We start from the raw sequence: 14,322 nt of genomic DNA, 5'->3' as shown, positions 1-14,322 counted from the left end.
ATTCTTGGTCGAAAACAATAGATTAGTGAGATGCTCTTCTTTTTTCAATCACTTTTAAAGTTGAGAGTGGGGTTTATTGAAGAAAATCTTATTGAAAATGTCGGTGTTGAAGATTTAACCTTAATTGGCCAATTAGCTGACTTCAATCATCATCGTAGTTTTGAAGATAATTATGGTTGGAATGCAATTCAACTTAAAGGGGCTAAAAACTCTTGGGTGAGGAACATAGAAACTGACCAAATGGGAACAGATGTTAACTTAGTACATACAGGATTTTCAACAGTAGAAAATATAGCCAACAATAGCAGAGGGCATTCAGGCCTTTTAGCTGCTAACTCAGATTTTAATTTATTTAAAAACTCTTATTTTTCAGGGTTTCGTAAGCATGTGATCAGTTTTTCAGGGCGTTCAGCGGGTAATGTTTTTACAAATATTAATAACAACTCTGGCGAAGGTGGCACTATCGATTTTCATGGCGGCGGACCAAATAATTACAACCTTATTGAGAATAGTACCAATTTAAGAATTGCGTCAGCAGGTGCTGAAAAAGGCATGCCTCATGCTGGGCAACATAACACTATTTGGAATGTTTCAGCAGGCCTACTCGATAAAATAGACGATATGTTTACTTCTGGATATTATACTTATTCAGATTATACAGGCCTATTTACGGGTTTAGATTTACACAGACTTCACCCTAAAACTATTTTAGTTGGCATCACTAATGGTGATGACGCGATCACAGTAGCAGGTAGTACCGCTCATCGAGATGATGAGTGGTTATATGTTGACTCTGTAGGGAAAGAAGTAACCCCAACATCTGTATATTATGCCCAAAAAGACCTCGTTCGTTAAAATATGAGTGTGACATCAAAACATATTTTAGGGCGTGTCCTCATTTTAAAAATGGTGATAAAAATGAGATAAATCGCAGTCAAACAAGAAAAATAGCGCAGATAATATCGAGATATTAGTCAACCATTTGACAAGATTTAGCCATTTTTAACCCATTTAGATAACTATCGATTGAATTGAGGACACGCCCTAGTAAGCCCTTAAACTTATAACTTATCGTTTTTAAATTTAAGGGCTTTTCATTTTTGTTTCAATTTAATAGGTAGCCTGAACTCTTTTATAAAAGAGATACCATTAGAGCGTATCATCGAAACCATTATCGAAATAACAAATTATTCAGCTCATCCTCATTGTTGAGGATATCCGCCAAGGTATAACGCTCAAGCACGTTAATAAAAGCCGTTAATGCTTCGGAAAATACACTTTTTAGCTGGCATACTGGGCTAATCACACAGCCTAGTGATTTATTCTTTTTTTCCTCAATAAACGTCACCGACAAATCCGTAGAATGAGAGTCCTGCTCACTATCATGGCGAGTCGCTGGTACGGCAAAGCACTCTACCAGATTAAAATCAGGCTCTATCTGTTTGATCAATACACCCAAGTTGATATCTTTAGGCGCGCGGGCCAAGCGTATGCCACCGTTTTTGCCACGCACACTCTCTATATAACCGAGCTGGCCCAGCTGATGAATAATCTTGGTCAAATGACTTTTAGAGATACCATAGCTGTCAGCGATATCACTAATATTAGCTAGTAGCGACGGCTCTGGTCTCACAGCCAAGTAAATTAACGAACGTAGCGCGTAGTCACTATAATTGGTCAGTCGCATTCATTTGCGCTCCTATTTTTATAAATTTTATATATTAAGCTAGACAAAGTAAGTCGCATTTTTGGTAATAACATTTAGACATAGCATTTGTAAACAGTATCGTTAGCACGCTTTAACCAAATAAACCATCAGGTCTAGGACCTGCCAGCATCGGTAAATAACTGATGCAAAATAGCACAAAACAAGCAATCCAAGCACCCTGTGCAATCATAATCCAAACTAGGTAATGACTCATATCTACTAATGGTAGCAGTACGCGGCTAACAAATACCAATACCATCAAACCGTACATAAGATTTACCGTTTTGGGCGGTTGGTGAATGCTGCGACCCGTATGACCCAGAGATACTCGCGTCATCATTGCCACCGTCATCATACCGATACCTGCAATCGCCAATCCATGCATGGCGATGCTGTGCGGATAACCCAACCAAGGCTGTAGTGCGTATAATAAGAAACTCAAACACATGCCTAAAAATGCAATATACAATGACCAAAGTAATGGTTTTTGCCAAATACCGTGATGATACCACCCTATCAGGCGAACGATATTAATGACTGCCATACCGAGCGCAGTAACCGTCAGCAAATACTGGTTTGGATAAAACACATCACTGATAAAAAAGGCGAAGAAAAACACTAAGCTTGCGATATCTTGTCCTTTACTATTACGTAGCTTAACGGGTTCTGACGTTTCCATACCTATACCCATACTGAGACCACGTTCAATAAAAAATGGTACCACGCGTCGGCCAATCGTCAGCACGAGTCCGATAATCAAATAAAACCCCAGATAAATGCCGATCTTAGTCGTATTCATGTCAGCATTGATAATGCCCCAATAGCACAACCCATTACCAAGGGTCAGCAGGGCCAGCTTTGCTAAGATACCCATTTGCTTGTATTGCTTAACTTGCCATACCGCGCGGAATATCACATATGCCATCGAAGCGACAAATACCACATCAAAAACGGCGGCGACGTACAACAACAATGAGCTATTACCTGCCACCACTATGCCCATGCCAAAACCCAACCAGCTCAGACGTGCCAGCAACCAACAGACAAAGATACCTAGCAACTTATAACCATGCGGCATCATCACCCCTGTCCATGTCTTGACCGCAGTTAGCAAAAACCCTGCGACCACTGCCAATGCATAACCATAAATCATTTCATGACCGTGCCAATACAACGGGTTCAATACCTGCGCGTCTATATCTGTATGCCCAGTGAACACAAAAGCCCATAGCAGCATCGTTATCACAGCAAATAGCGCGGCAGCACTAAAAAATACGCGAAAGCTCAAATTGAGGATAGGATGCGGAGAGCTTGGTGGTTTGCTAGGTAACTTGATAGATTGCATGGCGACCTTCTTAGCAGAGTGTAGATAGCATTCATTATAACATTCATTTAATATGAATATTATAGAAGTAGCAATTTGCCGACTAAAATAGTGTATCCATCAAAATACAATATTTACCAATACTCCTGAAATCTGGTTTTTGAACTGCATAACCTCGGTCAGTGCCATCGTCGAATAAACTCACCACTCGGATCATACTGCTGAGTTTGCTTGTCGAGATTAAATTGTCTGCATCCTCTTGGATCGGCGCCGACGCCTGCCAGATATTGCCAATTGCCCCAATTACTGCCGACATCATAATCAACAAGATGTTGCTCAAAGTAAGCTGCCCCGTAACGCCAATCAAGGCCTAACTCATGGATAAAGCAGCTAGCAACCAGCTGTCGTCCGCGATTCGACATATAACCTGTCGCGTTCAATTGGTTCATGCATGCGTTGACGATAGGATACGGTGTCGTACCATTTTTCCATTGTGCTAACAGATTTTCGTCCAATTGAGTTGAAGGCGCGTGCTGACTGATACCTTTAAACCAAAATAACTTTTTCTGGTGGGTGACAGCATACCAGTAGAAATACTCACGCCACAGCAGCTCAAACCATATCCAATAAGTAGAGTCATTTGCGATAATATCGCGCTCATAACGGCGCAAACGATTTAATACTGTGTTTACAGACAGCGAGCCGTTTGCCAGCCACGCCGAGAATTTCGTAGAATGTGTCCAGTCATCTAGCGCGTTTCTGGTAGTTTTATAAGTGCTGGGCGCATCGGAGTCAAAATAAGCATCTAAGTGCTTGAGACCATTTGACTCACCACCTGTAAAACTGAATGGCTGCTGTGATGGCTTATCAGACAACTGCGATTCAAAAAAGTACTCGTTCCTACTCTGCATATTGTCAGGTAATGGAGCAAGTGTTTCTGGCGTTGGATAAATAGCTATATCTTTTTCTGCATGCAGCAAATCATAATCGTTTTCGATTTGTTTACGAAACTGTGTAAAACTTTTGGGTAAGCTCTCTAGCGGTAACTCATCAAATAAAGTTGCCGTTGTTTGAATATGCCACTGTATCTCTGGATGCTTCGCCTGTAAAAGCTCATATACTTTGTTTTGATTATAATCTGCCGTTTGACTGATGCAGATATCTGTCACTCGTTGCTGCGCTATTAGATCACTCAACTGAGTAAAGACGTCCAATGCTTCATCGCCTTTCTGTAAATACAGCAACCTATTACCCCGCTGCATCAATGACGCATTTAAATCAGCTAGACTCTCATGCAAAAACTGCTGGCGGGCTTGACCCATAGCCTCATAACGATAGGCATTGTAATGGTTTTTATCGTCCAATATATCTGTCAACGATGACGCATAAACCAATAGCAGCTTTCCATCAGTGGAGATTTCAGATGCTTTTAATAGAGTGGCATTGTCGGCTACCCGCAAGTCATTATGGAATAGCACCAATGTGACATTTCTGTTCGCTGAGTTGTTCGCTGCTTGATTTGACATACCCTATCCTTCTGGCTGTTTAGCGCTAATTTATTATTTTTAATCTTGAAATATCATATACAGTGTAAAACATACTTAGCATCCAACCATGATGCTAGCCTAATACTTGTAAGGCAATGCGTTCAGCCCCAGAAACTACTTATAAGCATTGACTCTCATGTGTCTGACTGCTTAAATGGCTTACCTCTAGGAGAACACCATGACTCAAAATAATACTACGACTGAAGAAAACATCACTGAAGAAAATAAGTCAGATGAAAAGCGTAAACTTATCAATCGATTTTTGATGAGATTGACAAAAGAACAGCCTCAAATGTATTACGCGACCACCTCTGAGATATCGCGGAGTATTCATACGATGATAAAGGAACACACCAACCGCTTGTCAGTAGAAGAACAAGCACTGGTAAGACGCATGACGATGGAAGAGATTGAAGGATTACTGGGCTTTCATGCCAGATAAATAATTGACTGACTTTCAGATGTATCGCTTTCAGTAAGTTACCAAATGACACACGAAAAAAGACCGCTATCAAAGCGGTCTTTTTTATTAGCTATTAGCATTCTGTTTTAGGACAATTAGAACGGATATTCGCGTGGTTCATTTTGCATTGAGATCCAATGCGTTCTAGTGAATTCTTCTAGTACCCACTCACCGTTAAAGCGGCCGATACCTGAGTTTTTCTCACCACCGAATGGCGTATTGCTTTCATCATTAACTGAGATGTCATTGATATGGGTCATGCCAGCTCTGATACCGCGAGCGAAACGCAGACCTTTTTGCATATCAGCAGTGAACACCGCGCTAGACAGACCATACGTAGAGTCATTGGCAATCGATAGCGCGTCGTCTTCGTCTTTAGCACGAATGATACCAACCAATGGTCCAAACACTTCATTACGTGATAGATCCATTTCGCGAGTGACTTCGGTAAAGATGTGTGGCGGTACGACTTGGCCTTCAATCTCGCCACTTAGTATCATTTTTGCGCCTTCTTCCTGAGCTTTAGCGATTTTTTCTTTGAGCGATTTGACTTGTTTTTCGTTGATGATTGGGCCAACAGCGGTATCTTGCTTATTAGGATCACCGACGTTTAATGTTTTGACATGCGCTAAGAAACGCTCTACGAAATCATCATATATCTCGTCTTCTACGATCACTCTGTTAATCGCGATACAGATTTGACCTTGATGCAAGAATTTACCAAAGGCAGCCGCTTTTACGGCTTGCTCGATATCAGCATCTTTTAGTACCACAAATGGACTGTTACCACCTAGCTCAAGCGCCACTTGTTTGATGTATTCACCACCATTGGCCAGCTCACCGATATGTTTACCCACTGAGGTCGAACCTGTGAACGACACTAAACTTGGCGCTTTGTGCTCAACGATTGCATCGCCTATCTCACTACCTGAGCCGACCACGACGTTTAATAGACCTTTTGGCAGACCCGCTTCTTCAAACACTTTTGCAAGTAACAGACCACCTGTCACTGGCGTATCACTAGCAGGCTTGAGTACCACTGCGTTACCAAGTGCTAAGGCTGGCGCGATAGAGCGCTGCGTTAAATGTAGTGGGAAGTTCCATGGGCTAATGACTGCTACCACACCGATTGGCTCGCGATAAATGAAGTTTTCTTTACCAGGGGTATTCGATGGACGAATCTCACCATGAACACGGTTAGGGAACGTCGCTGCTTCAAGGGTAATCGCACGCGTTGCCCCAAACTCGACCATGGCTTTGATACGGGTACTGCCCGACTCTTTGATTAGCCAATCAACGATTTCTTCTTGACGCTGATCCAATATATTGACCACTTTATATAGTACTGCGGCGCGCGTTGCAGGTGTTTGCTTAGCCCATGCTTCTTGAGCTTGGGTGGCAGCATCATAGGCTTCGTTCAGCTGATCCTTGGTCGCTTGCTGAATCTCTACGAGCGTATCACCGTTGTACGGGTTGGTATTAGTATTGGTGCTATCGTCTTTACCAGTTTGCCATTCACCAGCGATGAACTGCAAATGGAAGTCACTGTATGCACTAGTCGTATTGGTTGACATAATCATCCTTATTTTTAATTTGTTGTGTTGAGTATTGGTTTTCGATTATTAAAATAAAATTATTAAGTCGGCGATATCTTAATGAGAAATTAGAAAATATCTGGCAAGTCGTAAGTCTGAAATCGTTACCGAGCTATCAATCAATTGTCATCAATTAAAAAGAGCTCTAATGGAAAACAATCTTTAGCAATAAATACTAACGGTAACGGATAACAACAAAACCTACCTTGCTAGACGACTGGTCTAATGCTACCATAGCTATTAATAAAACAAGACTATTTTGTCAGTAAATATTGTTGATAAAACGTAACACATATAAATATATCCTATTACAATACGCCATCAACGTGACGTTCAAATGAACGTTAACTGTTTTAACTGACTATCTAATGCATACGCTAATACAAGCAACTACTAAGGGAGACAATCCTGTTTATGTCTAATACAGACGCAACTACTCCAGATACCAAAGCTCATTTACTTGCTACTGGCTACCAATTAATTGCTAAAAAAGGTTTTACCGCTGTTGGTCTAAAGCAGATTTTAGATACAGCAGGTGTACCAAAGGGTTCTTTTTACCACTACTTTGCTTCTAAAGAGGCCTTTGGTGAAGCCATTATTAATCATTACTTTAGTTTATATAAGACTCGGTTAGATGTCATCGATGCACAAGATGTCAGTGCGCAGCAAAAACTATATGATTATTTTCAAAACTGGTATGACACGCAGCAGAACGGCTGTGACCATGAGAAATGCTTGGTGGTTAAGCTCAGCGCAGAGGTGGCCGACATGTCAGAAACCATGCGCAAGGCACTTGATGCTGGCTATCAGCAAACGACCATGTGGCTTGCTACACAAATTAAGGCTGGCTGGCTCGATGAATCTGTCCCTCGTCACGATAACATCTCAGCTGAAAGTATGGCCAAACGTTGGTATTTTGCATGGCTTGGCGCAAGTCTGATCGCAAAAATCAGCCAAACCAATACGCCTTTAGCAGAAATTTGGCAGATGACCACGACCCAAATGGGACGTTGATAGCCAATCGTATTTCTAACGACCTTACTTCTAACGTAAACCTTAAATCACATTGAATATTCATAACGCTCATAGATAGCAGTTGTCAGTACTATGCTTGAGTATTCAGTGTGCTTTATTGCTCTCTCTTTTCTGAACCACTCCCTTAAAGACATCTGCATGTGACTCAAACAGTTATACGAGAGTTTTGTAAATATCACTAGACGACCAGTCTAATTGATGTACAATGCACACAAATGTAAGAAACGAACTTGCCAATAAATAAATTTGCAGCTCGCACACCCAATCAATATTTAACAAAGTTTAGGAATATTATGAACAACTTCCAATATTACAACCCAGTACGTATCGTTTTCGGTGAAGGTCAAATCGAGCAATTATCAGATCTAGTCCCTACTGATGCACGCGTTCTCATTACTTATGGTGGTGGTTCAGCGCAACGTAATGGTACATTAGACGAAGTAAAAAACGCCTTGTCAGCGAACGGTAATCGTACCGTATTCGACTTCGGTGGCATCGAAGCCAACCCAGAATTCACTACATTACTTAAAGCCGCTGATATGGTTAATGAGCACAACATCGACTTCTTATTAGCCGTTGGCGGTGGTTCAGTGATTGACGGCAGCAAATTTGTTGCATTGGTATCATCACTAACTGAAGAAGATGGCACTGTGTCACGTGAACAAGCATGGGATGCATTGACCAGCTATTGCAGAGACATCGATTCTGCGGTTGATTTGGGTGCGGTATTAACCATTCCAGCAACTGGTTCTGAGATGAACTCGGGCGGCGTAATCAACTATAGCGAACGCCAAGCAAAACTACCATTTGGTAACGCACTTGCCTTCCCTAAATTCTCAATTCTAGACCCAATCAAAACTTTGACACTACCTGAACGTCAAGTAATGAACGGCGTAGCAGATGCTTTCGTTCATGTGATGGAACAGTATCTAACCTATCCTGTCAATGCTAAAGTCCAAGACGCTTTTGCTGAAAGCCTGCTCAAAATTCTTATCGATGAAGGTCTAGTTGTTAAGCAAGATCCAGAGAACCTAGAAACCCGTAAAAACATTATGTGGACGGCGACAATGGCATTGAACGGTCTGATCGGTACTGGTGTACCACAAGACTGGACAACTCATATGGTTGGTCATGAGCTGACGTCACTACACGCTATCGATCATGCACGTACCTTAACTATCTTATTGCCATCAGTGATGCGTGAGCTAAAAGAAAGTAAAAAAGAAAAATTGCTCCAGTATGCACGTAACGTATGGAATATCACTGATACTGACCTAGATGACGACGCCATCATTGAAACTGCCATTGTCTATACTGAAAACTTCTTCCGCGAACTTGGCTTGCCAGTTAGCCTAGAAGATGCCGATTTGACTGAATCAGCGATTGATCCAATCATCAAACAACTAGAAGCGCATGGTATGGTCAAGCTTGGTGAGCACGGCACAAACGACTTAGACGTATCTCGTCGTATCTTGCAACGCGCTGTGACTAGCAAAGCGTCTTAATAAGCGCTATAGCAAGAACTGTCAGAAGAATTATAAGAAAAATCACAACAGTAATAATAAGTACATATCGTTATGCTATTTATAGTAGCTACTCAGCAATGGGTAGTTGCTAGATTCAACATCAGATTCAATATCAGATTCAACATCACATCAAAGATAAAAAGCTTTGAACAAAGAATTTTGTACAAGAAGAACCTTTCATCGCAAGATGTAAAGAGTATAAAGATAGACATTTAAAATCAATAATTAAAAAGGATAATAATATGAGCTTTGATAATACTCAAAACCAACAACAAAATCGTCAAATCAAACTTGCCAGCCGCCCTATCGGCGAACCAACGGCTGAAAACTTCGACATGGCAACCAGCGATATTCCAACGCCAAACGATAACGAGATGTTACTGCGTACCGTATATCTATCCTTAGATCCATACATGCGTGGCCGCATGAGCGATGCAAAGAGCTACACCGATCCATTAGCAGTCGGTGATGTCATTATGGGCGGCACAGTCGCTCAAGTGGTCGAGTCAAATATCGATGGATTTGCTGTCGATGATTTGGTCGTATCAAATTCAGGCTGGCAGGACTACAGCGTCAGCGATGGCGAAGGTGTGCTTAAACTGGACAAAAACATGTCAAACCCTTCTTACGGTTTGGGTGTATTAGGCATGCCAGGGTTCACAGGTTACATGGCTTTGACCGATATCGGTAAACCACAAAAAGGCGAAACTTTAGTTGTCGCGGCTGCTACTGGACCTGTCGGTGCAACTGTCGGTCAAGTGGGTAATCAATACGGTCTGCGCACTGTCGGTGTCGCAGGCGGCAAAGAAAAATGTGATTTTGCGGTCAATGAGCTTGGCTTTGATGTCTGTATCGATCACAAAGCCGATGACTTCGCTGAGCAGCTAAAAGCAGCATGTCCAGATGGTATCGACATCTACTATGAAAACGTTGGCGGTAAAGTGTTCGATGCCGTATTACCTCTATTGAACGCGCATGCCCGTATCCCAGTATGTGGTCTAGTATCACAATATAACGCCACTGACTTACCTGACGGCAAAGACCGCTTGGGTATGCTAATGGGTCAAATATTGGCCAACCGCTTAACCGTCAAAGGTTTCATTATCTTTGAAGAATATGGCGATCACTTCCCAGAATTCTTAGAAACCATGAGCAAATGGGTAGAGTCAGGTGATGTCAAAACCAAAGAATATATTGCTGATGGCTTAGATAATGCACCAAACGCCTTTGTTGGTATGTTGAATGGTGATAACTTCGGTAAAACCGTGGTCAAAGTATCTGACGTTAAATAATTTACAGTCAAATAATTGGCAGTTAAGTAATTGCCCATAGTTAGCAATCGTGGTGAATAACCACTTAACAACATAACTTGCTAAGATCCCTACTGAAAAGAACTGATGAAGCAGGAATAATGTTGACAGTCATCCTTTGTTGTACGATTTAACAAACTTGACTGTTGACCGCTCGCTTTACTCACACATAAATAATAAACAAGGATAATTATGAATATTTTAATGGTACTAACCTCTCATGACCGTTTAGGCGATACAGGTAAAAAAACAGGCTTTTGGCTAGAAGAATTCGCGGCCCCTTACTATGCTTTTCTTGATGCTGGTGTGAACGTAACGATTGCCTCTCCAGCTGGCGGTCAGCCACCACTAGATCCTAGTAGTGACACCGAAGACACGCAAACCAAAGACACAACTCGCTTTAAAAATGATGAAGACGCTCAGGCGCATTTGGCAAATACCAAAAAACTGGCTGACATGAACGCTGAAGATTTTGATTCAGTATTCTATCCTGGTGGCCATGGCCCATTATGGGATTTGGCAGTAGATGAAAACTCTATCAATCTGATCGAGACATTTGTGAAGCAAGGCAAGCCTGTTGCTTTTGTTTGTCACTCTCCTGCCGCGCTTAAAAACGTCAAAGTCGATGGCGAGTACTTGGTAAAAGGCAAGACAGTCACGGGCTTTACTAACTCAGAAGAAGATGCAGTTGGCCTAACAGATGTCGTACCGTTCTTGGTAGAAGATGCATTGAAAGCCAATGGCGGTAACTATGAAAAAGCCGCTGATTGGGAATCATTTGTCGTCGAAGATGGCTTGTTAATCACAGGACAAAACCCAGCCTCATCAGAAGAAGCTGCCATGCGTCTAATGGCGAAGCTGAAAGGTTAATATCCCTCGATAATTACTATCACAAACCACGCAAAAAGGTCGATATCATGATTCGCTTACATCATCTCAATCAATCACGCTCATTACGCACGCTATGGCTCTTAGAAGAACTAGGCGTCGCTTATGAGATCGTCAGTCACCAACGTGATGCCAAGACTCATTTAGCACCAGACTCTCTAAAGGCGGTCCATCCACTCGGTAAGTCTCCGGTTATCGAGATGGACGGTCAGCTCTATGCCGAATCAGGCGCTATCACTGAGCTACTGATTGAACGATTTGCGCCAGAGCGTCTACGCCCTGCGACAAACAGTTCAGACTATGGTTATTATCTGCAATGGATTAACTTTGCAGAAAGCTCACTCATGTTACCGTTGTTACTTGAGCTGTTCACTAAAAAAGCCGGTATCGATGACAATGCGTTTTTAGATGGTTATATCAGTCAAGAAAAACACAGACTGTTGGGCTATTTAAACGATGAGGTTGAAGGCAAGTCATTTATCGTTGGTGACAGTCTCAGTGGCGCTGATTTCATGCTGTCTTTTGACTTAATCATGCTGGCCAAGCGTGAAGCGCTCGACGACTATCCGCATATCAAACAATATGCATTGCAACTCGCAGAACTGGATAGCTATCAGCGTGCCATGCGTCTAGAAGCAGAGCATGACGAATCGCTTTAGTATTTGGTATTAACCGTTACTACGGTATTAGGGCGTGTCCTCAATTCAAACGAGTGTCCTCTAAATGGGCTAAAAACAGCTAAATTTTGCCAAACATCGTCAAATAGTTGGTCAATATCTCGATATTATCTGCACTATTTTCCTTGTTTGACGGCAATTTATCTCATTTTTATCACCATTTTTAAAATAAGGACACGCCCTAGTCAAAATGCTACGTACTAGGGCGTGTCCTCATTAACCGACCAATTATTCGATACACAAAAACAGCTCTGCATAGGGCTGTTTTTTATGCGTGTAGCATTTTTTGCTTGTTGCACCACTCTTCACATTGTATGGAACAGTGTTGTATTTTTATTCAGTAGAGCCTACAAGTTACGTGCAGATGACAAAAGTGCTATGAGAGTTATGATAAAATCTTTTCTGCTTTTTTTAGCTTATCTTTCCAGTTTGACCAGTGATTTTATCAGTGAATTCACATGCTTTTGAGCCATGAGCCTCCATTGTACTGACCTGACTTTGCGTCTGGAATCTGTTCTATGTCATTTTACTTCCTTATACAGATTATGGTACGTCCATGAGTAACGAATATCAGTTTAAGCCCCACGAACAACCACTAATGGTAGGCTCTCCAGCCAATCCTGATCATCCTGCACGTCGTAAACTATTTTACTTACTGATTGGGATTTTCGTTGGTCTCACTGCTAGCTTCCAAAACGGTCTGCTCGTCGCAAATCTTACTCAAATTCAAGGTCAACTGGGCTTAACGCCAGCCGAAGGGGGTTGGATATCTGTTAGCTATAATATGACCAATGCCTGTATCACCGTTCTGCTGTACAAAATTCGCCAACAATTTGGTATGTCACTCTTTAGCAAAATCACTCTATTCTTTTTGTTGGCTGCCACGAGTTTACAGTGGCTGATCAGTAGTCACTTATTAGATACACCCAATATTGGAATTGAGCCTTATTACCTAGAGATTGTCGCCAGAGGACTTAGCGGTATGGTGGCAAGTGGCATGACCATCTTAGGGTTATTCTACTGTCTGCAAGGCATGCCAACCGTCAAGCGCACTAGTGGCTTAATATTGGGGTTTGGCTTGGTGCAGTTTGGTATTCCATTATCACGAATCATCTCGCCCTACCTCACCATCGATGGTCAACTCGAAAACTTATTTTTATTTCAATTTGGTTTGGCGCTGATTTGTTTTGGGCTGATTAATATATTGGAGCTACCACCAGGCAATACAGAAAAAGTATTTGAGAAACTCGATTTTTTGAGCTTTGGTTTTTTTGCGAGTGGTCTGGCGGCTTTGGCGGTCATTTTAGTACAAGGTAGGATTTTATGGTGGACGACGCCTTGGCTCGTTTATCCACTAATGATTGCCATCGTTGGGATTAGCATTGCTTTATGGATTGAAACACATCGCAAAAACCCAATGCTACAAGTCCGCTGGATGCGGAGCCGCAATATTATTGCCTTTATGATTACGGGTGCTGTCATGCGAATTTTGCTATCTGAGCAAAATGTCGGTGCGGCAGGCTTACTTGCCAATTTGGGCTATGGCAGCGATCAGCTGGTTACTTTTTATGCGGTGATAATAGCCGCCAGTGTGTTGGCTTTGGTGATTAGTATTTTTAGTACCAATCCGATGGATTTGCGCCGACCCGTTATTTTTGCAGTGGCATTGATTGCCTTAGGTTCTTGGATGGACGTTGGGGTGTCTATTAATTCCGCGCCCTATATGTTTTATATTAGCCAATTTTTGATTGCCTTTGCTGCGATATATTTCATGGGGCCTCTGGTTTTTGAAGGATTTTTGCGCGCGATTGCCAGTGGTCCTGCTTATATTATTAGTTTTTCCGTTATCTTTGGTATTTCCCAAACGGTTGGCGGATTGGCAGGTGCGGCGGCTATTCAGGCATTTACGACCATTCGTACACAGGTCCATTATGCAGATATGGTCAACTCACTGAATTTAGGCAATCCTGCGTTCAGTGCCCAAATTGCTGGTACTCGTAGTGTATTATCAAACCAAACGACAGACGCAGCACAAGCAAATGTTGCTGCCATGAGCCAAGTGTTGCAAGGCATTCAGCGTCAAGCAACTGTCTCCGCTTATAGCGATTTGTTTTTTTTGATGGCCAGTTTTGCCACGGCTGTTACGGTCATTCTATTGATCAATTATTTTTATAACCGTTACCACAAGCGCAATCCACTTGCTAAAGAGCTTGCCGTTATTGCGAAGATGCGTGAACCAAAATAACTCA

Annotated in this window: 12 protein-coding genes; 8 read left to right on the top strand and 4 right to left on the bottom strand. The window is 42.1% G+C overall.

Translation table 11 applies throughout. The features are described from left to right. The first annotated feature begins 30 nt into the window (after window positions 1-30). Complete coding sequence (locus QL982_RS08720) at window positions 31-855, top strand: DUF4955 domain-containing protein (protein WP_290190266.1); 825 nt, start codon at window positions 31-33, stop codon at window positions 853-855. Window positions 856-1,171: 316 nt separating this feature from the next. Here QL982_RS08720 and QL982_RS08715 read toward each other — a convergent pair whose 3' ends face one another. The 3 genes from QL982_RS08715 to QL982_RS08705 form a co-directional block, all read right to left on the bottom strand. Further along, window positions 1,172-1,687, bottom strand: coding sequence for an Rrf2 family transcriptional regulator (locus QL982_RS08715; RefSeq protein WP_290163329.1), 516 nt, complete (start codon window positions 1,685-1,687; stop codon window positions 1,172-1,174). A 112-nt stretch (window positions 1,688-1,799) separates the two neighbouring features. Further along, window positions 1,800-3,053: an NnrS family protein gene (locus QL982_RS08710; RefSeq protein ID WP_290163331.1), complete on the bottom strand. Its 1,254-nt coding sequence runs from the start codon at window positions 3,051-3,053 to the stop codon at window positions 1,800-1,802. 158 nt (window positions 3,054-3,211) lie between these two features. Further along, window positions 3,212-4,558, bottom strand: a complete 1,347-nt coding sequence (locus QL982_RS08705) for a DASH family cryptochrome (RefSeq protein WP_290163334.1) — start codon at window positions 4,556-4,558, stop codon at window positions 3,212-3,214. Between the two features lie 199 nt (window positions 4,559-4,757). Here QL982_RS08705 and QL982_RS08700 point away from each other — a divergent pair, with 199 nt between their 5' ends. Next, window positions 4,758-5,021 carry a hypothetical protein gene (locus tag QL982_RS08700; RefSeq protein ID WP_290163336.1) on the top strand — a complete coding sequence of 88 codons (264 nt, stop codon included), beginning with the start codon at window positions 4,758-4,760 and terminating at the stop codon, window positions 5,019-5,021. Between the two features lie 116 nt (window positions 5,022-5,137). On the opposite strand, the gene QL982_RS08695 is transcribed toward QL982_RS08700, so the two are convergent. Further along, entirely contained in the window at window positions 5,138-6,616 is a 1,479-nt protein-coding gene (locus QL982_RS08695; RefSeq protein ID WP_290163338.1) for an aldehyde dehydrogenase family protein, read from the bottom strand. A gap of 435 nt (window positions 6,617-7,051) precedes the next feature. On the opposite strand from QL982_RS08695, the gene QL982_RS08690 reads away from it, so the two are divergent. The 6 genes from QL982_RS08690 (at window position 7,052) to QL982_RS08665 (ending at window position 14,318) form a co-directional block, all read left to right on the top strand. Next, the gene (locus QL982_RS08690) at window positions 7,052-7,651 is read left to right on the top strand and encodes a TetR/AcrR family transcriptional regulator (RefSeq protein ID WP_290163340.1); all 600 of its coding nucleotides are present in this window, start codon (window positions 7,052-7,054) and stop codon (window positions 7,649-7,651) included. 314 nt (window positions 7,652-7,965) lie between these two features. Then, a complete protein-coding gene (locus QL982_RS08685) occupies window positions 7,966-9,177 on the top strand; it encodes an iron-containing alcohol dehydrogenase (protein ID WP_290163342.1) in 1,212 nt (403 codons plus the stop codon). 263 nt (window positions 9,178-9,440) lie between these two features. Further along, on the top strand, window positions 9,441-10,490 hold the full coding sequence (locus tag QL982_RS08680) for an NADP-dependent oxidoreductase (RefSeq protein ID WP_290163344.1): 1,050 nt from the start codon (window positions 9,441-9,443) through the stop codon (window positions 10,488-10,490). Between the two features lie 210 nt (window positions 10,491-10,700). Continuing rightward, window positions 10,701-11,378 (top strand): type 1 glutamine amidotransferase domain-containing protein, encoded by a 678-nt coding sequence (locus tag QL982_RS08675; RefSeq protein WP_290163347.1) that lies wholly within the window; start codon window positions 10,701-10,703, stop codon window positions 11,376-11,378. Window positions 11,379-11,425: 47 nt separating this feature from the next. Continuing rightward, complete coding sequence (locus tag QL982_RS08670) at window positions 11,426-12,055, top strand: glutathione S-transferase (protein WP_290163349.1); 630 nt, start codon at window positions 11,426-11,428, stop codon at window positions 12,053-12,055. Between the two features lie 574 nt (window positions 12,056-12,629). Next, window positions 12,630-14,318 (top strand): MFS transporter, encoded by a 1,689-nt coding sequence (locus QL982_RS08665; RefSeq protein ID WP_290163352.1) that lies wholly within the window; start codon window positions 12,630-12,632, stop codon window positions 14,316-14,318. Window positions 14,319-14,322: the final 4 nt, after the last annotated feature.

Origin of the sequence: Psychrobacter sp. 5A.1 (assembly GCF_030407455.1) — a bacterium.
GTDB lineage: Bacteria > Pseudomonadota > Gammaproteobacteria > Pseudomonadales > Moraxellaceae > Psychrobacter.
The sequence above is the reverse complement of the archived record's forward strand: the minus strand, read 5'-3'. Positions and strand labels throughout refer to the sequence as shown.